The sequence below is a fragment of the Micromonospora sp. AP08 genome, assembly GCF_008085935.1.
Lineage (GTDB): Bacteria > Actinomycetota > Actinomycetes > Mycobacteriales > Micromonosporaceae > Micromonospora > Micromonospora chersina.
Genome location: NZ_VSEZ01000007.1, coordinates 316,355 through 338,277 on the forward strand (window position 1 = coordinate 316,355; position 21,923 = coordinate 338,277).

At 74.5% G+C, this 21,923-nt stretch carries 21 protein-coding genes and 4 pseudogenes; 10 read left to right on the top strand and 15 right to left on the bottom strand.

The window, feature by feature from the left end; genetic code table 11:
• Nucleotides 1-54: 54 nt before the first annotated feature.
• Complete coding sequence (locus FXF50_RS15130) at nt 55-279, top strand: DUF2631 domain-containing protein (protein WP_107074543.1); 225 nt, start codon at nt 55-57, stop codon at nt 277-279.
• Between the two features lie 75 nt (nt 280-354).
• Here FXF50_RS15130 and FXF50_RS15135 read toward each other — a convergent pair whose 3' ends face one another.
• The 8 genes from FXF50_RS15135 to FXF50_RS15170 all read right to left on the bottom strand — a co-directional run bounded on the left by FXF50_RS15135 (nt 355) and on the right by FXF50_RS15170 (nt 9,308).
• Nucleotides 355-1,449, bottom strand: a complete 1,095-nt coding sequence (locus tag FXF50_RS15135; protein ID WP_148428280.1) for a DivIVA domain-containing protein — start codon at nt 1,447-1,449, stop codon at nt 355-357.
• Between the two features lie 21 nt (nt 1,450-1,470).
• Complete coding sequence (rlmN, locus tag FXF50_RS15140) at nt 1,471-2,616, bottom strand: 23S rRNA (adenine(2503)-C(2))-methyltransferase RlmN (RefSeq protein WP_091312342.1); 1,146 nt, start codon at nt 2,614-2,616, stop codon at nt 1,471-1,473.
• 104 nt (nt 2,617-2,720) lie between these two features.
• Nucleotides 2,721-4,148, bottom strand: a complete 1,428-nt coding sequence (locus tag FXF50_RS15145; RefSeq protein ID WP_148428282.1) for a phosphatidate cytidylyltransferase — start codon at nt 4,146-4,148, stop codon at nt 2,721-2,723.
• A gap of 257 nt (nt 4,149-4,405) precedes the next feature.
• Nucleotides 4,406-4,963, bottom strand: a complete 558-nt coding sequence (gene frr / locus FXF50_RS15150; RefSeq protein WP_091268662.1) for a ribosome recycling factor — start codon at nt 4,961-4,963, stop codon at nt 4,406-4,408.
• Nucleotides 4,964-5,049: 86 nt separating this feature from the next.
• Nucleotides 5,050-5,817: a UMP kinase gene (gene pyrH / locus FXF50_RS15155; protein ID WP_091268664.1), complete on the bottom strand. Its 768-nt coding sequence runs from the start codon at nt 5,815-5,817 to the stop codon at nt 5,050-5,052.
• 164 nt (nt 5,818-5,981) lie between these two features.
• Nucleotides 5,982-6,809 (bottom strand): translation elongation factor Ts, encoded by an 828-nt coding sequence (tsf, locus tag FXF50_RS15160; protein WP_148428284.1) that lies wholly within the window; start codon nt 6,807-6,809, stop codon nt 5,982-5,984.
• A 129-nt stretch (nt 6,810-6,938) separates the two neighbouring features.
• Nucleotides 6,939-7,787: a 30S ribosomal protein S2 gene (gene rpsB, locus FXF50_RS15165; protein ID WP_148428286.1), complete on the bottom strand. Its 849-nt coding sequence runs from the start codon at nt 7,785-7,787 to the stop codon at nt 6,939-6,941.
• A gap of 414 nt (nt 7,788-8,201) precedes the next feature.
• The gene (locus tag FXF50_RS15170) at nt 8,202-9,308 is read right to left on the bottom strand and encodes a hypothetical protein (RefSeq protein WP_148428288.1); all 1,107 of its coding nucleotides are present in this window, start codon (nt 9,306-9,308) and stop codon (nt 8,202-8,204) included.
• A 221-nt stretch (nt 9,309-9,529) separates the two neighbouring features.
• On the opposite strand from FXF50_RS15170, the gene FXF50_RS15175 reads away from it, so the two are divergent.
• Genes FXF50_RS15175 through FXF50_RS15185 form a run of 3 tightly spaced genes read left to right on the top strand, consistent with a single transcriptional unit; the run spans nt 9,530 to nt 12,647 of the window.
• On the top strand, nt 9,530-9,889 hold the full coding sequence (locus FXF50_RS15175) for a YraN family protein (RefSeq protein WP_148428290.1): 360 nt from the start codon (nt 9,530-9,532) through the stop codon (nt 9,887-9,889).
• A 2-nt stretch (nt 9,890-9,891) separates the two neighbouring features.
• Nucleotides 9,892-11,412 carry a YifB family Mg chelatase-like AAA ATPase gene (locus tag FXF50_RS15180; RefSeq protein ID WP_148428292.1) on the top strand — a complete coding sequence of 507 codons (1,521 nt, stop codon included), beginning with the start codon at nt 9,892-9,894 and terminating at the stop codon, nt 11,410-11,412.
• Nucleotides 11,409-12,647, top strand: a complete 1,239-nt coding sequence (locus tag FXF50_RS15185) for a DNA-processing protein DprA (RefSeq protein WP_148428294.1) — start codon at nt 11,409-11,411, stop codon at nt 12,645-12,647. The genes FXF50_RS15180 and FXF50_RS15185 overlap by 4 nt, the downstream gene beginning before the upstream one ends.
• A 43-nt stretch (nt 12,648-12,690) precedes the next feature.
• Here FXF50_RS15185 and FXF50_RS15190 read toward each other — a convergent pair whose 3' ends face one another.
• Nucleotides 12,691-13,032, bottom strand: a complete 342-nt coding sequence (locus FXF50_RS15190; RefSeq protein WP_148428296.1) for a hypothetical protein — start codon at nt 13,030-13,032, stop codon at nt 12,691-12,693.
• 589 nt (nt 13,033-13,621) lie between these two features.
• Between FXF50_RS15190 and FXF50_RS30255 the strand changes: the two are divergent.
• The 3 genes and pseudogenes from FXF50_RS30255 to FXF50_RS15200 all read left to right on the top strand — a co-directional run.
• Nucleotides 13,622-14,036 (top strand): annotated as a pseudogene (locus tag FXF50_RS30255) (site-specific integrase); the annotation flags it as partial.
• Nucleotides 14,037-14,176: 140 nt separating this feature from the next.
• Nucleotides 14,177-14,677, top strand: a pseudogene (locus FXF50_RS30260) (tyrosine-type recombinase/integrase); the annotation flags it as partial.
• A gap of 64 nt (nt 14,678-14,741) precedes the next feature.
• Nucleotides 14,742-15,923, top strand: coding sequence for an aminotransferase class V-fold PLP-dependent enzyme (locus tag FXF50_RS15200; protein WP_148428300.1), 1,182 nt, complete (start codon nt 14,742-14,744; stop codon nt 15,921-15,923).
• Here the strand turns inward: FXF50_RS15200 and FXF50_RS15205 are convergent.
• Nucleotides 15,857-16,606: a M23 family metallopeptidase gene (locus FXF50_RS15205; protein ID WP_370464097.1), complete on the bottom strand. Its 750-nt coding sequence runs from the start codon at nt 16,604-16,606 to the stop codon at nt 15,857-15,859. The two genes, FXF50_RS15200 and FXF50_RS15205, sit on opposite strands and share 67 nt — an antisense overlap.
• Before the next feature lie 132 nt (nt 16,607-16,738).
• Here FXF50_RS15205 and FXF50_RS15210 point away from each other — a divergent pair, with 132 nt between their 5' ends.
• The 3 genes and pseudogenes from FXF50_RS15210 (at nt 16,739) to FXF50_RS29885 (ending at nt 18,517) form a co-directional block, all read left to right on the top strand.
• The gene (locus FXF50_RS15210; protein ID WP_148428302.1) at nt 16,739-17,389 is read left to right on the top strand and encodes a methyltransferase domain-containing protein; all 651 of its coding nucleotides are present in this window, start codon (nt 16,739-16,741) and stop codon (nt 17,387-17,389) included.
• 20 nt (nt 17,390-17,409) lie between these two features.
• Nucleotides 17,410-17,901, top strand: a pseudogene (locus tag FXF50_RS29880) (molybdopterin-dependent oxidoreductase); the annotation flags it as partial.
• Between the two features lie 94 nt (nt 17,902-17,995).
• Nucleotides 17,996-18,517: a molybdopterin-dependent oxidoreductase gene (locus FXF50_RS29885; RefSeq protein WP_255510037.1), complete on the top strand. Its 522-nt coding sequence runs from the start codon at nt 17,996-17,998 to the stop codon at nt 18,515-18,517.
• A gap of 39 nt (nt 18,518-18,556) precedes the next feature.
• Here the strand turns inward: FXF50_RS29885 and FXF50_RS15220 are convergent, their stop codons facing one another.
• The 5 genes and pseudogenes from FXF50_RS15220 to lepB (FXF50_RS15240) all read right to left on the bottom strand — a co-directional run bounded on the left by FXF50_RS15220 (nt 18,557) and on the right by lepB (FXF50_RS15240) (nt 21,796).
• On the bottom strand, nt 18,557-18,880 hold the full coding sequence (locus FXF50_RS15220) for a DUF2469 domain-containing protein (protein WP_007075222.1): 324 nt from the start codon (nt 18,878-18,880) through the stop codon (nt 18,557-18,559).
• Nucleotides 18,877-19,737: a ribonuclease HII gene (locus tag FXF50_RS15225; protein ID WP_148428304.1), complete on the bottom strand. Its 861-nt coding sequence runs from the start codon at nt 19,735-19,737 to the stop codon at nt 18,877-18,879. The genes FXF50_RS15220 and FXF50_RS15225 overlap by 4 nt, the downstream gene beginning before the upstream one ends.
• Nucleotides 19,731-20,198: an NUDIX hydrolase gene (locus FXF50_RS15230; protein ID WP_148428306.1), complete on the bottom strand. Its 468-nt coding sequence runs from the start codon at nt 20,196-20,198 to the stop codon at nt 19,731-19,733. Before FXF50_RS15230 ends, FXF50_RS15225 begins: the two co-directional genes overlap by 7 nt.
• Nucleotides 20,199-20,285: 87 nt before the next feature.
• A complete protein-coding gene (lepB, locus tag FXF50_RS15235) occupies nt 20,286-20,918 on the bottom strand; it encodes a signal peptidase I (RefSeq protein ID WP_148428307.1) in 633 nt (210 codons plus the stop codon).
• 9 nt (nt 20,919-20,927) lie between these two features.
• Nucleotides 20,928-21,796, bottom strand: a pseudogene (lepB, locus tag FXF50_RS15240) (signal peptidase I).
• Nucleotides 21,797-21,923: the final 127 nt, after the last annotated feature.

Consider the following 21,923-nt stretch of genomic DNA (forward strand, 5'->3'; position numbering starts at 1 on the left):
GCCACGGGGCGTGCCAGACTAACCGGAGATCCGATCGCGAGGGAAGGACCGACAGTGGCAGGAAGCGAGCCGGTAACCGCGCCAGATCAGCACAAGCCCGGACACCGCAGGTCCGGACGGATCGGGGCGGTGCTGTCGGCGGCGGTGTTGGTGCTCATGGCGCTCTGCGGCAACCACGAGGGCAACGTGGAGAACATCTGGCTGTTCGGGCTCGCGGCGCTGCTGCTGGCCATCGTCATCGGCGACGCCGTGCTGCGCCGCAACGGCCTGCGGTCCTGACCGGCCCGCACTCGGCCGATACGCGCGAGGGCCCGCCCCCGGTCGGGGGCGGGCCCTTCGTCGTCGTTGGCGGGGTCAGCGGCCGAGCAGGATGTCCTGCACGTCCTTGAGCGCGGCGTCGACCTCGGCCTCGAAGTAGCCGCCCTGCACCAGCCCGAAGCGCAGGGTGTCCAGGTCCTTCGGGTTCACCGGCATCGGGTTGCGGCCCTGCATCCCGCCGAGCAGGGTCTCGAAGAACCGGTCGACCTGGTCGGGGTCGTACCCGCTGCCGAACCGGCGCACCTGGAAGCTGCGGCGGATCTGGTCCACGCGGTAGAGGTCGCTGCCGGGCGGGCCGGCCATGGGCGGGCCCACCATCGGCGGGCCGGACATCCCGGGGCCACCGCCGTAGCCCTGGTCCGGGGCGCCGTAGCCCTGATCCGGGCCGCCGTAGCCCGGGTCCGGGCCGTAGCCCTGCTGGGGCAGCGGCGGCGGGCCGGCCGGGCCACGGCCGCGCGGGTCACGCAGGTCCCGCTCGGGCATCCGGATCTCGGCGGTCATGTCGGTGCGGCCGTGCCGGCCGGCCTCGAAGCCGTCGAAGCCGTCGAAGCGCTCGTCCTGGCCGTAACCGCCCGGGCCGGGGGGCAGGCCGCGGGAGGGCGGGCCGCCGTGCCCCGTCGGGGCGCCCGGACCCATCGGGCCGGGGCCGCCCGGGCCGCGGGGAGCGTCGTAGCCGCCGCGCGGGCCGTCGTACCCGCCGGCGAAGGCGCCGGTCGGCTCGTCGTAGCGGTTGCCGTAGCGGTCGGCGGGCGGGCCGGCCTGCGCGGGCATCGGCCGCGGCGGCATCGGGGGCTGCGGCACCGGCGAGAGACCACGGTCGTCGCGCATCGGCGGGCCGAGCCGGTCGGCCATCCGGGGGTCGCCGCCCCGCCCGCCTGGGCCGCCGGAGCGCTCCTCCAGCTCGGCGAGCTGCCGCTCCACCCGGTCGAGGTGCAGGTCGACCTGCCACTCGTCGTAGCCGTTGAAGCGGACCCGGAAGACGACGTCGTGGACCTCCTGGGAGGCCACGGGCGCGCCCACCGGCTGGCCGGCGAGTGTCGCCTCGACCCGGTCCAGGAAGGCGTCCACCTCGTCGACCTTGTATCCCCGGCGGAGCGCCTTACGCCGGAAACGCTGACCCTGACTCGCCACTATGTCTCCTGGTCTCTACCGCTACGCCGTTGCGGCGCGTGGGTCGCTGTCCCTGTCCTCGGCGGCGGCGAGCTGCCCACACGCCCCGTCGATCTCGCGACCCCGGGTGTCCCGCACCGTGGTGGACACCCCGGCGTCGCGCAACCGCCGGACGAACTCCCGCTCGACCGGCTTCGGGCTGGCGTCCCAGCGACTGCCCGGAGTCGGGTTGAGCGGGATCAGGTTCACGTGGGCCAGCTTGCCGGCCAGCAGCCGCCCGAGCAGATCGGCTCTCCACGGCTGGTCGTTCACGTCCTTGATCATCGCGTATTCGATGGACACACGACGCCCCGTCGTGTCCGCGTAGTCCCACGCCGCGTCCAAGACCTCGGACACCTTCCAGCGCTGGTTGACCGGCACGAGTTCGTCGCGCAGCTCATCATCGGGGGCGTGCAGCGACAACGCAAGGGTCACTGAGAGGTCTTCGCTGGCCAGTCGGCGGATGGCCGGAACCAGGCCGACCGTGGAAACGGTGATGTGCCGCTGGGACAGGCCGAGCCCCTCCGGAGCCGGTGCGACGAGCCGGCGGATCGCCGCCACCACCCGCGAGTAGTTGGCCAGTGGCTCGCCCATGCCCATGAACACCACGTGCGACAGGCGCGGCGGGGAACCGGCCACCGCCCCCGAGGCGGCCACCCCGGCCAGGTAGACGGCCTGGTCGACGATCTCGGCGGTGGACAGGTTGCGGGTCAGCCCGGCCTGGCCGGTCGCGCAGAACGGGCAGGCCATGCCGCAGCCCGCCTGGCTGGAGATGCAGACGGTCACCCGGTCCGGGTAACCCATCAGCACGCTCTCCACCAGCGAGCCGTCGTGCAGCCGCCAGAGCGCCTTGCGGGTGGCGCCGTCGTCGCAGGCCAGCTCGCGGACCGGGTTGAGCAGGGTGGGCAGCAGCGTGCCCGCCAGCCGCTCGCGGGTGGCCGCCGGCAGGTCGGTCATCTGCGCCGGGTCGCGGACCAGCCGGCCGAAGTAGTGGTTCGAGACCTGCTTGGCGCGGAACGCCGGCTCCCCCAGCTCGGTGACGAGCGCCTGCCGGCCCGGCAGGTCCAGGTCGGCGAGGTGACGGGGTGGCATCGCGGGCCGGCGGCCGCGGGCGTCGGGGTCTACGGAGATCAGCGGGAGGCTCGTCATGGCGCGTCCAGTCTGACACGCCGAACGGGGGACGCACCTGTCCGCGGGTGCCGAATCCGCACCGGCCGGCCGGCCGGTGCGACGCCAACCGCGTGATTCACGCCTCAGCCCGCCATCGGCACGAAGACGGCCAGCAGCAGGTAGGCGGTCGGCACGGCGAAGAGGATCGAGTCGAGCCGGTCCATCAGCCCACCGTGCCCGGGGAGCAGGTTGCTCATGTCCTTGACCCCGAGATCGCGCTTGATCATGGACTCGGCGAGGTCGCCGAGCACCGCCGCGACGGAGATCGCCATCCCGAACAGCGCGCCCCACCAGGGGGCCACGTCGAGCAGCAGCCAGAGCAGCAGGGCGCTGCCCGCGGCGGCCGCGGTCACCGAGCCGGCGAAGCCCTCCCAGGACTTCTTCGGGCTGATCGTGGGGGCCATCGGGTGCTTGCCGAAGGCCACACCGGCCGCGTAGCCGCCCGTGTCGGAGAGCACCACGGCGACCAGGGTGACCAGCACCCGCAGGTGGCCGTCGTCGGGGGCGGCCGCCAGCATCGCCGCGAAACCGCCGAGGAACGGCACGTAGACCGCGATCAGGGTGGCCGCGGTGAGGTCGCGCTGGTAGTTGCCGGGGCCGTCGCCCAGCCGCCAGATCATCGTGCCCAGCACGGTGACCAGCAGGCCGAGGCAGAGCGCGTCCGGGCCGGCGAACCAGGCCAGTCCGATGGTGATGACGCCACCGGCCACCAGCGGCACCAGCGGCGGGTGGGCGCCGCTGCGGCGTACCGCGCGGGCCATCTCCCAGGAGCCGATCGCCACCGCGGCGGCGATCACGGCGAGGAACGCCGGCAGGTAGAAGAAGAGCGGCACCACGATCGCCGCGCCGAGGGCCAGCCCGACGCCGATCGCGGCCGGCAGGTTGCGGCCCGCCCGGGAGGTCTTCGGCTGGACGGTCGGGGGACGGTCCGCGCTGGCCCGTCGCCGGCCCCGCGACCGGCGGGCCGCCGGCTGCTCCGGGTCCGGTCCGGGCTCGTCGCGCACCGCCGGGAGCTGGGTGGTCGGTTCGTCCCGCACCGGAGCGATCTGGGCGGTCGGGTACTCGTCGTCCCGCGGGGCCGCGTCGTACCGTTCCCGCGGGTCGGCGCCCCGACCCCGGTCACGCGGGTCGTGGTCCCACGGATACGGGTCCCGCTGGTCGTGGTCGCGCGGGTCCCGATCGGCGGTCCGGAAACCGCCCGGACCGGCGTCCCGGCGGCTTCGCCCGGTGTCCGCGTGGCCCGGACCCCGGGGGGCCGGCTCGTCGCGCCAGCCCCGCTCGGGGACCGGCGGTCCGTCGTACGGCCGGCGGCCGCGCGGCGCGTCGTAGGCGTCCACCGGCCGGGCGTACGGGTCGGCGGCGGGGCGGACGGGCGGACGCGCGTACGCCTCCGGCCCGGCGTCCGGTCGGCGCCGGGGCCCGGGCTCCAGGTCGGTCTCCGGCCAGGGCAGCGGGGCCGGGCGGTCCCAGCCGCGCGGCTCGGCGTTGCCGTAGGGGTCGGGGTGGGACATCACGCACCGGCAGGCGGTACGGGAGCCACCACATGACGCAAGACCAAGACCATCCCCTACAGCCGCGAGCAGTTCCGGTTGACCGGCCCGACGGCCGGCCGACCCCCGCCGTTCACCCGGTGGTGGGGCGGGAATCGTGCCGAGCCTACTGCACCCGGGAAGCTCGCACGGCGGACGCCGTCCGGCACGACGACGGCACCGGGCCGCCACCCGTGTCGGGCGGCGGCGCACCGGTGCCGTGGCGGGTACGCGGGCGCTCAGACCTCGAGCAGCTCGTTCTCCTTGTGCTTGACCAGCTCGTCGACGGTGGCCACGAAGCGCTGGGTCAGGTCGTCCAGCTCCTTCTCCGCGCGCCGGCCCTCGTCCTCGCCGACCTCGCCGTCCTTGACGAGGCGGTCCAGCTCTTCCTTGCCCTTGCGGCGGATGTTGCGGACGGCGACCTTCGCCTCCTCGCCCTTGTGCCGGGCGACCTTGATCATCTCGCGGCGCCGCTCCTCGGTCATCTGCGGGAGCACGATGCGCAGCTGGTTGCCCTCGTTGTTCGGGTTGACCCCGAGGTCCGAGTCGCGGATCGCCTTCTCCATGGCATTGATCTGCGAGTTGTCGTACGGCTTGATGATCACCATGCGCGGCTCCGGCACGGCGATGGACGCCATCTGCGGCAGCGGGGTCGGGCTGCCGTAGTAGTCGATGACGATCCGGGAGAACATCGCGGCGTTGGCGCGACCGGTGCGGATCCCGCCGAACTCCTCTTTGGCGTGCTCGATGGCACGCTCCATCTTCTCCTCTGCCTCGAGGAGGGTGTCGTCGATCACCGGTCTCCTCGCCTCCTTCTGTGCTCGTGGTGGGCTCTGCGGGTGCTGCGGTTGTCGGAGGACCGCTGCCGGCTCGGCGGAACCGGTCAGGCGGTGATCAGCGTGCCGATCTTCTCACCGCCGACGGCACGGACGATCGTGTCGTCGCCCTGGGCGCCGAAGACCAGCATCGGCAGGCCGTTCTCCATGCAGAGGCTGAACGCCGCGGCGTCGGCCACCCGCAGGTTGCGGCGCAGCACCTCGGAGAAGGTGATCGAGTCGAGCTTGCTCGCCGTCGGGTCGATCCGGGGGTCGGCGGTGTAGACGGCGTCCACGCCGTTCTTGCTCATCAGCACCACGTCGGCGCGGATCTCCAGCGCCCGCTGGGCGGCCACCGTGTCGGTGGAGAAGTACGGCATGCCGGCGCCCGCGCCGAAGATGACCACGCGGCCCTTCTCCAGGTGCCGGATCGCCCGCAGCGGGATGTACGGCTCGGCGACCTGGGCCATGGTGATCGCGCTCTGCACCCGGGTCTCGATGCCCTCCTTCTCCAGGAAGTCCTGGAGGGCCAGGCAGTTCATCACGGTGCCCAGCATGCCCATGTAGTCCGCGCGGGCCCGGTCCATGCCGCGCTTCTGCAGCTCGGCGCCGCGGAAGAAGTTGCCGCCGCCGACCACCACGGAGACCTGCACGCCGCGGCGCACCACGGTGGCGATCTGCCGGGCGATGGCCTGCACGACGTCGGGGTCGACGCCGATCGCGCCGCCGCCGAAGACCTCACCGGAGAGCTTCAGCACCACCCGGCGGGCCCGACCGGGCGGCGGAGCGGTGGGATCATCCGCCGCCAGGCTCCGGTCACTCACAACCTGCGTCATCCGACCCGCCCCTTCCATCGCGCGCCTCGTGGGCGCCGCGTACCGCGTACCTGCCGCTGCCGACCCTATGTGACGAGGAGGCCGCGGTGCCTGTCACGTACACCGGCGGCCTCCTCGTCGACGATTTCCCTGCGCCCGGGCGCGCCATGCGTCCGGGCGGCGGCTCAGGCCTGGCCGACCTCGAACCGCACGAAGCGGGTCACCTCGATGCCGGCCTCGGCCAGCAGCTGCTTCACCGTCTTCTTGTTGTCGGCGACCGACGCCTGCTCCAGCAGGACGAAGTCCTTGAAGAAGGCGTTGACCCGGCCCTCGACGATCTTCGGCAGCGCCGCCTCGGGCTTGTTCTCCTCGCGGGCGGTCTGCTCGGCGATGCGCCGCTCCGACTCGACGGTCTCGGCCGGAACCTCGTCGCGGGTCAGGTACTTCGGGCGCATGGCGGCGATCTGCATGGCCACGCCGCGGGCGTCCGCGTCGCCGGCCTCGTCGGCCTTGCCCGAGTACTGCACCAGCACGCCGACCGCCGGGGGCAGGTCCTGGCTCTTGCGGTGCAGGTAGACGGCGGTGGTGCCCTCGAGCTTGGCGAAGCGGTTGAGCACCAGCTTCTCGCCGATCTTGGCGGACTGCTCCTGGATCAGGTCGGCCACGCTCTTGCCGTCGATGGTGCTGGCGAGCAGCTCCTCGGCGTTGTTCGCGCCGCTGGCCACACCGTGCTCGACCAGCTGCTGGGCCAGCGCGATGAAGGCGTCGTTCTTGGCGACGAAGTCGGTCTCGCAGTTGAGCTCGAGCAGCGCCTGGCCGGCGTGGGCGATGAGGCCGTTGGCCGCCGTGCGACCGGCCCGCTTGCCGACGTCCTTGGCGCCCTTGACGCGCAGGATCTCGATGGCCTTGTCGAAGTCGCCCTCGGCCTCCGTCAGCGCCTTCTTGGAGTCCATCATGCCGGCGCCGGTGAGGTCGCGGAGCTTCTTGACGTCCGCGGCGGTGAAGTTGGACATGACTCTCTCTTCGGTGTCTGAGACTGGATGGTCTGGCTGCCGGTTACCCGGATCCGGGCCGGTTCTGCCCGGCGTACCCGTCGCGCCCCACCGACCGGGAAATCGGACGGTGGGGACGCGACGGCGCGATCACTCCGCGGCGGCGGTCGCCGGCTGCTCGGCGGGGGTCGCCGGCTGCTCGTCGGCCTTCTTCGGCTCCTCGAGCAGCTCGCGCTCCCACTCGGCCAGCGGCTCGTCGGCGCCGACCTGGCCCGGCTCCGGCTTCTCGTCGCCGCCACGGCCACGGCCGGAGCGGGCGATCAGACCGTCGGCGACGGCGGCGGCGACGACCTTGGTCAGCAGCTCGGCCGAGCGGATGGCGTCGTCGTTGCCCGGGATCGGGAAGTCGACCTCGTCCGGGTCGCAGTTGGTGTCGAGCACGGCGATCACCGGGATGCCCAGCTTGCGGGCCTCGTCGACGGCGATGTGCTCCTTCTTGGTGTCGACGATCCAGACCGCGGCCGGGAGCTTCTGCATGTCGCGCAGACCACCGAGGGTCTTGGACAGCTTCTCCTTCTCGCGGGAGAGCTGGAGGGTCTCCTTCTTGGTGTAACCGGCGGCGGTGCCGCTCAGGTCACCCAGGGCCTCGAGCTCCTTCATCCGCTGGAGCCGCTTGTAGACCGTCTGGAAGTTGGTCAGCATGCCGCCGAGCCAGCGGTGGTTGACGTACGGCTGGCCGACCCGGGTCGCCTGCTCGGCGATGGCCTCCTGGGCCTGCTTCTTGGTGCCGACGAAGAGGATGCTGCCGCCCCCGGCCACCGTGGTGCGCACGAAGTCGTACGCCTTCTCGATGTAGTCGAGGGTCTGGCGCAGGTCGATGATGTAGATACCGTTGCGCTCGGTGAAGATGAAGCGCTTCATCTTCGGGTTCCAGCGCCGGGTCTGGTGCCCGAAGTGGACACCGCTTTCCAGCAGCTGACGCATGGTCACGACGGCCATGGTGGGTACTCCCTGTTCATCCCTGGTTGTCCCGTCCGGCCGGCGGCCGGACGCCTGGCGCCCGGTCGTCGGCCAGGGTGGGCCCGATCAGAGATCGGGACCAGGGAGGCCGCCGCCCCACGAGAGGCCGTGGAGAGGGCGCGCGAGGTCGACCGCGCGAGGCGGTCGCCAGTCGACCAGTGTACGCCCCTTCCCCGCCCCCCGGTCCCGGGGCTCGGGAACCCCCATCCCGCCCCTTTCCGGACGCCCGACGCCGCCACGCCGAGACCGGACATCCGGTACCGGCGGGGCGGCTCGCGCGCCTGTCGGTTCGACCGTGCCAGCGGGCGGGACGGCGGGCGGCCACCCGCCGGCTCACTCGGTCGGCGGCCGGCAGGGTGCCGCGCGGCGCGGGCACCCTGTCGCCTCGCCGGGTCAGCGGGCGGCGAGGGCGGCGGCGAGGAAGAGCACGAGTCCGACGGTCAGGTAGGCGGTCGGCGGGCGGAGCCAGCCCCGACTGCCGTCGGCCAGGGCCAGCCCACCGGTGCGCAGTCCGTACAGGCCGGTGCCGAAGATCGGCAGCCCGAGCACCAGGAACGTGCCCACCACGACGTGCGAGGTGGAGACCGGGTCACCGACCAGGCCGCGCAGCAGCACCCGCAGCGCGGGGATCTCCAGGACGAGCACCATCACCGCCAGCAGGACCGCGAGCGCGGGACGGCGGGTCCGGTAGACGCCGTCGCCCGGCGGCGGGCCCTCGATGCGGGGCGCGACCGACGGCATCGGGCCGGTCGGCATCTCCAGCGGGTGCGGGGTCGGCCCGGCCGCCGGCTCCGGCCCCGTGACACCCGGCCGCTCCCCGACGACCAGCGGCGTCGCCGCGCCGGGACCCGGCCGGTCCCCCACGGTCATCGGCGTCGCGCCGGCGTGGGCCGGCTCGACCGGCCGGCCCGGCTCGACGATCGGGTAGCCGCCCAACGGGCCGGGGCGCAGCGGGTCGGCGGCGCGGTCCGCGCCGAACGCGCCGGTGGTGCTGTGCGGCGCCGCGCCGAGCGGGCCGGTGGTGCTGTGCGGGCCGGTGGTGCTGTGCGACATCGTGCCCAGCGGCCCGGCGTTGCTGTGCGTCGCCGGGCCGAGCGGGCTGGCGCCGTGTGGGGCCGCGCCGAGCTGGTCACCGGTGCCGTGCGGGGCCGGGCCGAGCGGGACGGCGGTGCTGTGCGCCGGCGGGGCGAGCGGGTCGGCGGCCTCGCGGGCCGCGCGCCGGCCGCCACGCTCCCCCGGCAGCTCGCCGGAGGTCTCCGACGGATCGTCCAGCCGGTGCGGGCGCCAGCTGCCCGTGTCGTCGCCCAGCGGGTCGGCGGTCCCGAAGCGGCCCGGTTCGCCGTACCGGTCCTCCCCCGTGCGCTGCTCCGGGGCGCGGAAGTCGTCGTCGCGGTAGCGCGGTTCGCCGGCCGCACGCCAGTCCTGCTCGTATCCGCGGTCGCCCCAGTGCGACCCCTGCTCATCCTCGGGAAAGCTCCGTCGTCCGTCCACGACCGGCACGGTATGCGACCGGCACCACGCGCGCCATCCGGGCCACCCGGACTGTCGTCGCTGGTCACGGCGGCATGGACGGGTCACCGCGAACACACGCCGAGTGATCGGGCGGCCAGGGCCTAGCACAGGCAGTGCATGATCGTCCGCCCGTCCACAGGGTGCCCCGTCGTCCACAGGGCGCCCCGGTCGGCGCTCCGCCGCCGCTCCGACGCCGCACGCTCACCGGCATGACGAATCGGAACCAGGCCGTCGGGGCGTACGGCGAGCGGTGCGCGGTCCGGCACCTGATCGAGGCGGGGCTGCGCCCGGTCGTCCGGAACTGGCGGTGCCCCGAGGGGGAGATCGACATCATCGCCTGGGACGGGCCGGTGCTCGCCATCTGCGAGGTGAAGACCCGGCGCACGGAGGAGTACGGCAGTCCGGCCGAGGCGGTGGTGCGGGCCAAGGCGCGCCGGCTGCGCGGGCTGGCCGCCCGCTGGCTCGCCGAGACGGGCACGACCGCCGAGGAGGTCCGCTTCGACGTCCTCGCGGTCCGGCTCCCGGTCACCGGCCCGGCCCGGGTCGAGCACCTGAGGGGCGCGTTCTGATCATGAGTTACGCCAAGGTGCTCTGCGTGGGCCTGGTCGGAATGGCCGGGCACGTGGTGGAGGTCGAGGCCGACCTGGCCCCCGGGCTGCCCGCGGTGGTGATCTCCGGCCTGCCCGACACCGCGCTGCACGAGGCCCGCGACCGGGTCCGCGCCGCCATCGTCAACTCGGGCCAGCGCTGGCCGAACCGCCGGATCACCCTCAACCTGCTGCCGGCCACCCTGCCTAAGTACGGCTCCGCCTTCGACCTGGCCATCGCCGTGGCGGTGCTCGGCGGCTCGGGCGAACTGCCGCTGGTGCCGCTGGAGGCCACGGTGGTCCTCGGCGAGTTGGGCCTCGACGGCGCGGTCCGCCCGGTGCGCGGCGTGCTGCCCATGGTCGCCGCCGCGGCCCGGGCCGGTTTCGCCCAGGTCGTGGTGCCCGCCGGCAACGCCGCCGAGGCGGCGGTGATCCCCGGCGTCCGGGTCCGCGCCGCCGACACCCTGCACCGGCTCGTCGCCTTCGTCCGGGACGGCACACCGCTGCTCGCCCCGCCGGACGACGCGCCCACCGCCGAGGCCGGAGGACCGGATCTCGCCGACGTGGCCGGGCAACGGCTCGGCCGCCGCGCGCTGGAGGTCGCGGCGGCGGGCGGGCACCACCTGGCGTTGCTCGGCCCGCCGGGCGCCGGCAAGACCATGCTCGCCGAGCGGCTGCCGTCGGTCCTGCCGGAGCTGGACGACGACGCCGCCCTGGAGGTCACCGCCCTGCACTCGATCGCCGGCCTGCTGCCGCCCGGTGGCCGGCTGCTCCGCCGCCCCCCGTTCCAGGCGCCCCACCACACGGCCACGGTGCCGGCGCTGGTGGGCGGCGGCTCCGGGCTGGCCCGGCCGGGGGCGGTGTCGCTGGCCCACCGGGGCGTGCTCTTCCTCGACGAGGCGGCCGAGTTCAGCAAGGGGGCGCTGGAGGCGCTGCGTCAGCCACTGGAGAACGGCCGGGTCCGGGTCGCCCGGACGCAGGGCTCCACCGAATACCCGGCCCGCACGCAACTGGTGCTGGCGGCGAACCCGTGTCCCTGCGCGAAGCCGTCCGGCGACGCCGCCTGCGAGTGCACCCCGCTGGCCCGGCGGCGCTACCTGGGCCGGCTCTCCGGCCCGCTGCTCGACCGGGTCGACGTGCAGGTGCGACTGCCCCCGGTACGCGCCGCGGAGCTGTTGCAGACCGGCACACCCAGCGAGTCGTCCGCGACGGTGGCGGCCCGGGTCGCCGAGGCGCGCCGGGCCGCGGCCGACCGCTGGACCGCGACGGGCCGCCGGCTGAACGCCGAGATCCCCGGCCCGTACCTGCGCCGGCCGCCGTGGTGCCTGCCCGGGCGGGACACCCGGGAACTGCGGAAGCGGCTCGACAGCGGTTCGCTGTCGGCGCGCGGCTTCGACCGGGTCATCCGGCTCGCCTGGACCATCGCCGACCTGGACGGGCGGGCCCGCCCCGACGGCGGGGACATCGCGGAGGCCATCCAGCTGAGGACGGGAGAGGGCGCATGACGGGCAGGGCGGAGCGCCTGTTGGCGCGGGTGGCGTTGACCTGGCTCGCCGAGCCGGGCACCTGGTCGGTCCACCGGCTGGTCGACCAGCTCGGCCCGATCGCCGCGCTCGACCTGCTCCTGGCCGGCGGAGCGCCCGACCGGGCACTGCGGTCGGCCGTGACGGCCCGCTCCGCCGAAGGTGAGGCGCGGGCGGTCGCCGAGCAGGCGCTGGCCCGGACCGAGCGGCTCGGCGCCCGGGTGGTGACCCCCGACGACGAGGAATGGCCGGCCCGGGTGGCGGACCTGCGCCGGCTGCGCCTGTCGGGAGCCACCCGCCGGGTCGACCTGGAGACCGCACCACCGCTCTGCTTCTGGGTACGCGGCGCGTGGCCGCTGGGCGAGGCCCTGGCGCGGTCGGTCGCCGTGGTCGGCGCCCGGGCGGCCACGCCGTACGGCACGCACGTCGCCACCGAGCTCGGCTACGGGCTGGCCGAGCGGGACTGGACGGTGGTCTCGGGCGGGGCGTTCGGCATCGACTCCGCCGCGCACCGGGGCGCGCTGACCGCGGGCGGGCTCACGGTCGCCGTGCTGGCCTGCGGGCTGGACCGCCCGTACCCGATGGGCAACGCCGCGCTGTTCGACCGGATCGCCGAGACGGGCCTGCTGGTCAGCGAGTGGATGCCCGGCGCCGAGCCGCTGCGGCCCCGCTTCCTCATCCGCAACCGGGTGATCGCGGCGGCGACCCTGGGCACGGTGCTGGTGGAGGCGGCGGCCCGCAGCGGCGCGACCCAGACCCTCAACCGGGCGATCGGTGTGGGCCGCCCGGCGATGGTGGTGCCCGGGCCGGTCACGTCCGCCATGTCCGTGGGCGCGCACGAGGCGCTCCGCGAGCACGACAAGGCGCGGTTGGTGACCGGCACGGCCCACGTCCTGGAGGAGGTCGGGCGGATCGGCTACGACCTGGCGCCGCCCGCCCGCGCGCCGGTGCGCCCACGGGATCTGCTCGATGACGAGGCGGCCCAGGTGCTGGAGGCGCTGCCCCGGCGGAAGGCGATCGGCCTGGAGCGCGTCGCGGCGCGCGCCGGCGTGGACCTCCGCACGGCGATGCGCAAGCTCTCCATGTTGGAGGAACTGGCCATGGTGGTACGCCGCGACGACGGCTACGCCCTGGCGCCGCCGCCCGAGCGCGGAACCGGGGGTGGTCGGGCGGCGACCGCCCCCGGTCCGGACCCGTCAACGGCTCCACCGAGCTGAACCGGCGCGGCCCAGCCGGCCCGTCGGGCGCCGTGCCGTGCGCTCAGTCGCCCTCGAACCGGATCTCGGCGTCGCGGCTGGCGAGGCAGCGCCGGGCGAGGAGGGCCAACCGGCGAAGGTGGTCCTTTTCCGCAGGCTCCCGCGCCACCTCGGCCAGGCAGGGCAGCTCCGCCAGCAGTTGCGGGACCGCCTGGGCGTCCACCACCAGCTCACCGAGCGGATCAACCCGGTCCAGCAGCGGCGTACGACCACCGCCCCGCACCCGCTTCAGCAGGTCCAGCAGGACGTCGTGCGGGTCCGCCACCACCTCGGTCGAGACGTACGACGGCCGGCGCCGGGCGGGCCCGGCCCGCACCTGCCGGTAGAGGACGGCATCCACCCCCACGCTCGGTACCTCCTCCCACCGGCGTCGCCACCGCGGGGACGCCCGTTTCGATCGGTCTCGCGAATCACCCTTCCGCGCCGCCACCACGCCCGGTACGCACCAGCGCCCGGTCGCCCGCCATGCGCGGGGTGTCGGCACCTGCCGGCAACGCCCGTGGGAGTCACCCGTCGGCGGACCCGGGACGTTGCCACCGTCCTCTTCGTAGTAACAGTTTCCCCTGTACAGGGCCTCGTCAGCCACCCCGAACGGCGCGCCGCGCCCAGCGTCAGTTCCGATGGCGTCGCGCTTGGCCGTCCGGGCAAGGACGGAAGCGCCACCGGCGGGGGATCGGCACGAGCGGCATTGTCGCGCTTGACCGTCAAGACGACACCGGAAACCGCACCCCGCCGGCCATCGGCACGCGGTGCTGTGGCGAGCGCTCAGTCAGCTGGGCTCGTCGCTTTGCCTGCCTGACGGCGCCGGTGGGCGTCAGGCCGGAGCGGCGGCCGGCAGCCACCTGCCCACGCCCTTAGGCTGGACCGGTGTCTCCCGCCCACCCCGGCGCGCGCCCCGGGCACCCCTGGCACCGACGCGGCACCCGGAGCCCTCGATGACTGACCAGCGGCGCGGCACGCGGGCGGTCCACGAGGCGCTGCCGGCGCCGATGCGCGAGGCGGTGGACGACTTCGCCGACCACCTGGCCCGGGTGCGCAACCGGTCGGCGCACACCGTGCGGGCGTACGTGACGGACCTCGTCTCGCTGCTCGATCACGCGGTGCGGATGGGGTGCGCGGACCTGTCGGAGCTGGACCTGACGGTGCTGCGGAGCTGGCTGGCGAAGCAGCGGACCATGGGCGCGGCCCGGACGTCCCTCGCCCGGCGGGCGGCCGCCGCCCGCACGTTCAGCGCCTGGGCGCACCGGGCCGGCCTGCTCGCCGCCGACGTGGCCGCCCCGCTGGCCAGCCCCAAGGCGCACCGGGAGCTGCCCACCGTCCTGCGGGCCGACCAAGCCGCCGCGTTGATGGCCGCCCCGGACCGGACGGATCGGGACGGCCACGGTGCGCGGCTCCCGAGCGACGACGTCCCGCCGGCGGACGGGAGGACCGTCGACACCGCGGGCCGGGGAGACGCACCGGCCACGGGTGGTGACGACGAATCCGAGGCCGTGCTCCTGCGGGACCGGCTGCTGCTCGAACTGCTCTACGCCACCGGGGTGCGGATCAGCGAAGCCTGCGGCCTGGACGTCACCGACGTCGACCAGGCCCGCCGGGTGGTACGCGTGCTCGGCAAGGGCGGGCGGGAGCGGGCCGTGCCCTACGGGGTGCCCGCGCAGCGGGCGCTGGACGCGTGGCTCGCCCGCGGGCGGCCGGCGCTGGCGGCGGCCCGCTCGGGTGGTGCGCTGCTGCTCGGGGCCCGGGGCGGCCGGCTCAACCCGACCACCGCCCGCCGGATCGTCGCCGGATACGCGGAGGCCGCGGGCCTGCCCCGGGTGACCCCGCACGGCCTGCGCCACTCGGCGGCCACCCACCTGCTGGAGGGTGGGGCGGACCTGCGGGCCGTGCAGGAACTGCTCGGGCACTCGTCGCTGGCCAGCACACAGATCTACACGCACGTCTCGGTGGAGCGGCTGCGGGCGGCGTACCGGCAGGCGCATCCGCGGGCCTGACCGTGGGCCGGCCGGACCGCTCAACCGCGGGGGTTGATGATCCACGGCGGGCTACGATCAGCCGATGACGGTCCCGCAGCCGCCCGAGCCGATCCCCGGGGCTCGGCTGCTCTTCTCCCTCGACCCGTCGGTCAGCCACCTCAACCACGGATCGTTCGGTGCGGTCCCGATCGTCGTGCAGCGCGCCCAGCAGCGCCTGCGTGACGAGATGGAGGCCAACCCGCTGCGCTTCTTCACCCAGGGTCTGGTCGACCGGATCGCCCACACCCGGCGGCACCTGGCCACCTTCCTCGGCGCGGATCCGGACGGCACGGCCCTGGTCGGCAACGCCACCACCGGCGCCGCCGTCGTGCTCCAGTCGCTGGCGCTGGGTCCCGGCGACGAGGTGGTGACCACCGACCACGGGTACGGGGCGGTCGGCCTCTCGGTGGAACGGGAGTGCGCGCGGACCGGGGCGGTCTCGCGGACGCTGCCGGTGCCGCTGACCGCCACCGACGAGGAGGTCGTGGAGATCGTGCGGGCCGGGCTGCGTCCCGGGCGGACCAGGCTGCTGATCGTCGATCAGATCACCTCACCGACGGCCCGGCTCTTTCCGACGGCGGCGATCGTCGGGGTGGCTCGGGAGCACGGGATTCCGGTGCTTGTCGACGCGGCGCACGCCCCGGGCATGCTGCCGACCACCGTGGCGTCGGTCGGCGCCGACTTCTGGGTCGGCAACCTGCACAAGTGGGCGTACGCGCCGCGCGGCACCGCCGCGCTCGTGGTCGCCGAGCCGTGGCGGGAGCGGATCCAGCCGCTGGTCGTCTCGTGGGAGCAGGGCAGCGGGTACCCGACCCGGGTGGAGTGGCAGGCCACCCTCGACTACACCGGCTGGCTGGCCGCCCCGGTGGGCCTGTTCACCCTGCGCAGCCTCGGTGTGGACCGGGTGCGGGCGCACAACGCGGCGCTGGCCGCGTACGGGCAACGGGTGGTCGGGAACGCGCTCGGGGTGGCGCCGGCCGACCTGCCGGAGCCCGGCGGACCGACGGTCGCCATGCGGCTGGTCCCGCTGCCGCCCGGCGTAGCCACCACCATGGACGCGGCCCGGGAGCTGCGGGCCCGGATCGCGGACCGGCTCTCGGTCGAGGTGTCGACCGCCGCCTGGAACGGTCGCGGCTACCTGCGCCTGTGCGGCCAGGTCTACAACACCCCCGACGAGTACGACCGGCTGGCCGTCCGGCTGCCCACGCTCCTCGCCCGCGGCTGAGCGGCGGGTCCGACCGGCGGCGGCCGGCGAGCGGCCGGTCGAGCAGGAAGCTGAGCACCGGGTCCGGCGGGCGGTGGGTCGAGCGGGAGCAGCCGGACCGGGCCGAGCCCGAGCAGGGCGAGCGGATCCAGGTACTCCTCGCCCCGGCGCAGCCCCCAGTGCAGGCAGGCCGCCGCGGCGCAGCCGGGATGCCCGGCGATCAGCAGGCCGAGCGGTGTGCCGGCGGTGACCCGGGCACCGGCCGCCGGCCCGGGACGGACGGGCTCGTAGGTGGTGCGCAGCCCGTCGGCGTGCCCGACGGTGACCACGGGACGCCCGGCCACCGTGCCGGCGAAGAGGACCACCCCGGCGCCCGCCGACCGGACCTCGGCACCCGGGGTGGCGGCCAGGTCCACGCCCCGGTGACCGGGGAGCCAGGGCTGCGGTGGCGGATCGAACCGGCGCACGACGCGGGGCGCGCCGGCCAGCGGCCAGCGGAACCGCGCCGCTGGCGCAGCGGCGGACGGCGACCGCCCCACCCACCGACGGACGGGAGCCGTTGCCGCAGGAACCGCGGCGTCAGGCGACGGCGCCGCACGGGCCACGGACACCGCCCGGACGCCGGCGACCGGACGAGCAACCGCCAGCGAGGAGGCGACGAGCAGCACCAGGGCCGCCCCGGCCCGGCTCGACAGGATCCACACGCCCCGCACTCTGCCGGCCCCGCCGCTCCCTCGCGACCACACGACCAACGCCCCTGTGGACGGTCGCCACCTGTGGACGCACCCCCGCCGACGGGGCGGATCTGCTACCGGCGCCCCGCCTATGCTGGCCGCGTGACGAAGGACTGGTTCGCCTGGCACACCGACTACGACCAGCCGGACTCGGCCCTGGCCCGGCGGCTCGCCGAGGTGCGGGACCGCATCGCGGAGGCGCTGGACGCAGCGCCGCCCGGGCCGCTGCGGGCGATCAGCCTCTGCGCCGGCCAGGGGCGGGACCTGATCCCGGTGCTCGCCAGCCACCCTCGCGGCCGGGACGTGACGGCGCGCCTGGTCGAGCTGGACCCGCGCAACGCCGAGGTGGCCCGGCGCGCCGCCGCCGAGGCGGGGCTGACCGGCGTGGAGGTGGTGGTCGGCGACGCGGCGCTGACCGACCGGTACGCCGACCTCGTGCCGGCGGACCTCGTCCTGGCGTGCGGGATCTTCGGCAACGTCACCGACGCCGACATCCGCGCCACCGTGCGCCACTGCGCCTCGCTCTGCGCCACCGGCGGCACGGTCTTCTGGACCCGGCACCGCCGCGAACCGGACCTGGTGCCCGCGATCTGCGACTGGTTCGCCGAGGAGGGCTTCGCGCCGGTCGCGGTGAGCAGCCCGGCCGACGGGGTGGGCGTCGGCGTGCACCGCTTCACCGGTCCGCCCCGCCCGCTGGAGCCGGGCGCCGCGATGTTCGAGTTCATCGGCTACGACCGCCTGACCCATCCCTGAGCCGGCCGAGGAGCAGCGACATGACCACTGTGGACGACGTCAGCGGGCCCTCCCGCGTCGCCCGGCCGGACGAGGCGATCAGCGCCGAGGAACTCCAGTTGGCCGCGCGCAACCACGGCATCCCGCTGGAGGCGCTGCGCTACGACGTGACCCCGGCGGGGCTGCACTACCTGCTCATCCACTACGACATCCCGGACGTCGACCCGGCGGCCCACGCGCTGACCGTGGGCGGCGCGGTCGACCGTCCGCTCCGCCTCGACCTGGCGGCGCTGCGGGAGCGGCCCCGGGTCACCCACCGGGTCACCCTGGAGTGCGCGGGCAACGGCCGGGCGCTGCTGCACCCTCGCCCGGTCAGCCAGCCGTGGCTGGTGGAGGCGGTGGGCAACGCCGAGTGGACCGGCACCCCGCTGGCCCCGATGCTGCGCGAGGCCGGGTTGGCCGCCGACGCGGTGGACGTGGTCTTCACCGGCGCCGACCACGGGGTGGAGCGCGGCGTCGAGCAGGACTACCAGCGGGCGCTGCCGGTGGCGGACGCGCTGCGTGAGGAGGTGCTGCTGGCGTACGAGATGAACGCCCGCTCCCCTGCTGCCGCAGCACGGCGCGCCGGTGCGGCTGATCGTGCCCGGCTGGTACGGCATGGCGCACGTCAAGTGGCTGCGCGACATCCGGGTGCTGACCGAGCCGTTCGACGGCTACCAGAACGCGGTGGCGTACCGGCTTCGGCAGGACGCCGACGACCCGGGCGTGCCGGTCACCCGGATCGAGCCCCGCGCCCTGGTCCGCCCGCCGGGATTCCCGGACTTCATGTCACGGAAGCGGGTGCTGCGGCCCGGGCCATGCACCGTGGACGGTCGGGCCTGGTCGGGGCACGCGCCGGTGACGGCCGTCGAGGTCACCTTCGACGGGGGTACGACGTGGGTGCCGGCGACCCTGGACGAGCCCACCGGGGGCGCGTGGGCGTGGCGGCGGTGGCAGGTGTCGTGGCGGGCGACGCCGGGGCGGCACGTGCTGGGCGCCCGGGCGACCGACGCCTCCGGGCGGACCCAGCCGGTCGAGCAGCCGTGGAACCGGGGCGGGTTCGCGAACAACCTGGTGCAGCGGGTCGAGGTGGTCGTGCTGACGGAGTGATCCGCCTCGGTCGGCGGGCCGTCCGGCCCGCCGACCCGGTCAGCCGCCGAATCCGGAGTCTGCGGGAAGCGAGATGTCGGGCTTTTCGAGCTCTTCCACATTGACGTCCTTGAACGTCATTACCCGGACATTCTTGACGAACCGGGCGGGGCGGTACATGTCCCACACCCAGGCGTCGTGCATCTCGACCTCGAAGTAGACCTCGCCGTCCGAGTTACGCACGTGCAGGTCGACCTGGTTCGCCAGGTAGAAGCGGCGCTCGGTCTCCACCACGTAGGAGAACTGGCGGACAATGTCGCGGTACTCCCGGTAGAGCTGCAGCTCCATCTCGGTCTCGTACTTCTCGAGATCTTCCGCGCTCATCGCACTCCGCCTTCCATGACCACATCTTCCCCCACCGGCGCCGGAGGTCGCGGCTGCTCGCCCAACGCCACGCCGACGGTACCCCCTGGCGCGCCGGAGCGCTCCATCGGCTCGTCCGGGCCATCGGCGAACGCCTCGTCGGGGACGCCGAACAGCGCCTCCTCCGGACTGCCGGCGGCCGGCCGGCGCGAGCGGGGCGGCCGCCCGTCCCGTCCGGAGACGGTGGCCACGTTCACGTACGAGAAGCGGTGCTCCCGGCAGGGCCCCCGCTCGCGCAGCGCGGCGCTGTGCTCCGGGGTGATGTAGCCCTTGTGCTCGGCGAAGCCGTAGCCCGGGTACCGCTCGTCCAGCTCCACCATGATCCGGTCCCGGGTGACCTTGGCCAGCACGCTGGCCGCCGCCACACAGGCGGCCACCCGGTCCCCCTTCCAGACCGCCAGCCCGGGGACGTCCAGCCCATCCACGCCGAAGCCGTCGGTCAGCACGTATTCCGGGCGGGTGCTCAGCGAGGCGAGCGCCCGGCGCATGGCGGCCAGGTTGCACACGTGCAGCCCCCGCGCGTCGACCTCGTCGGCGGGGATGACCACCACGGCGTACGCCAGCGCCCGCGCCACCACCTCGTCGTAGACCCGCTCCCGGGCCGCCGGGGTGAGCAGCTTGGAGTCGGCCAGCTCGTCGATCTCGCCGCGCCGCCCCTCGGGCAGCACCGCGGCGGCGGCCACCAGCGGCCCGGCGCAGGCGCCCCGGCCGGCCTCGTCGGCGCCGGCCACGTGCCGGAAGCCGCGCCGCTGCAGGGCCCGCTCCAGCGCGTAGAGGCCGCCGTCGCGGCGCACCACCGTGCGCGGCGGGGTCAGCACGGGCCACCTCCGGTGAGCGTCCGGGCGAGGCGGTCCACCAGGTCCGGCGGGTAGTAGCGCTCGGCCGTCCCGGCCAGCTCGTCGACCGACCACCAGCGGTGGCCGTGGACGCTGGCCTGCTCGACGGCGTCGAAGCCCGCCGTGTCGACCTCCCAGCTCGGCACCCGCACCAGGAAGAACTCCTGCTCCTGCCGGTACCAGACCCCGTCGAACGGGAACTCGACCGTCTCGGCCCAGACCGGCGGGCCCAGCTCGGCCGGGGCGAGCCGCAGCCCGGTCTCCTCGGCCAGCTCGCGGGCCGCGCCCGCGGCCGGGGTCTCCCCCGGGTCGAGGCCGCCGCCGGGCGTGAACCAGTAGCGGTGGCCCGGCCGGGCCGGATCACTGCCCTCGAACAGCAGCACCCGGTCGGACGCGTCGACGAGCAGCACCCGGGCCGCGCGACGAGGGGTGTAGACGGTCACCGCCCAAGCCTGCCAGACGCCTCCGACGAACGACCACGCCCTCCGGCTCCCGGAGGGCGGGCACCGTCACGGAGCCGGGCTGACAAGTCAGGGATTGGGGACGCCGTCGAACTGCTCCGGCACGCTGAGCCAGCTCGCCCGGCCGACCGGCCAGAAGATCGTGAAGGCCCGCCCGACCACCTGGTCCTCGGGGATGGTCGCCTCGGTGATGTCCTCGCCGGACTGCTGCCAGTGCTCCAGCGAGTCCCCGGAGGCCTCCCGGTGGTCGCCCATCACCCAGAGCCGGCCCTTCGGCACCGTGATGTCGAAGTCCTGGTCGGCGGGCTTGTTGCCGGGGAAGATGAACGGCTCGTCGATCGCCTTGCCGTTGATGATCAGCCGTTCCTGGCCGCCGGTGCGGTCGCAGCAGACCACGTGGTCGCCACCGACCCCGATCACCCGCTTGATGAAGTCCTCGCCCTCCGGATTGCCGCTCCACTCGGTGGGCGCCTTGAAGACGATCACCTCGCCCCGGTGCGGCGAGCGGAAGTCGTACACCAGCTTGTTGACCAGCACCCGATCGTCGATCTTGAGGGTGTTCTCCATGGACGGGGAGGGGATGAAGAAGGTCTGCAGCACGAAGGCACGAACCAGCACTGCGACCAGGATCGCCACACCCAGGAGGATGGGCAGCTCCTTCCAGAAGGAGCTGCGCGGCTTCTCGGTCTGCTCGTCAATCACGGGTGGAGCCTACGTTGCCGGCCGTAGCGCGGTCGCCCCGAACGCGCGAGAACGGAGAGGGCGGCCGTGACCGGGAGGATGAGGACGACGCCGCCCACCGGATCGGGATCCACCGGGGCGGGCCGGGCCGGCGCGGCGTTGGGTGGCGGCAGGTCGGCGAAGGTTTCCGGGACCGGCAGGGTGGTCCAGCGCTGGGACGGCCAGACGATCATGAAGGCCCGGCCGACCACGTTGTCGATCGGCACCGGACCCTGGCAGCGGGCGTCCTGCGAGACCAGCCGGTGGTCGCCCATCACGAAGATCTGCCCGGGCGGCACGACGATCTCGGTGAACTGCCGCGAGCGGCACTCCTTCGGGTTCGGCGGCAGCTCGACCGGCGAGTCCTCCGAGACGTATCCCTGCTCGTCCAGCGGCACGCCGTTGACCACGACGCGGCCCTTGTCGCAGCACCAGATCCGGTCGCCGGGCACGCCGATGACCCGCTTGATGAAGTCCTTCTCGCCGGGGCGGCTGATGCCGACCAGGTCGCCGAGGGTGCGGCCCACCTTGCCGGCGAAGTTCGTCGGCGGCGCGGGCGCCTCCTGGGCGACCCACCTGTCGGTGCCCCGGAAGACCACCACCTCACCGCGGACCGGGTCGCGGACGTCGTAGACGACCTTGTTGACCAGCACGCGGTCGCCGATGAGCAGGGTGTTCTCCATGGACCCGGACGGGATGAAGAAGGCCTGGAGCAGGAAGGTGCGGATCAGCACCGCGAGGCAGAAGGCCACGACGAGGAGCAGCGGCAGTTCCTGCCAGAGCGGCATCTGCCGGCGGGAGCGCCGGGCTCGCCGGCGCCACGGGTCGACGGTGCCGTCCTCGTCAAGCATCTGCACCATGCCACTCTCCGGTCCGCGGAAACGACACTACCGCCCGGGAGTCCCCTCGGAGACCCCACGGGCGGTAGTGGACCGCTTCGCGCCGTCCGGCTGCGCCCGTACCGACCAGGGTAATGCGATCCTGTCG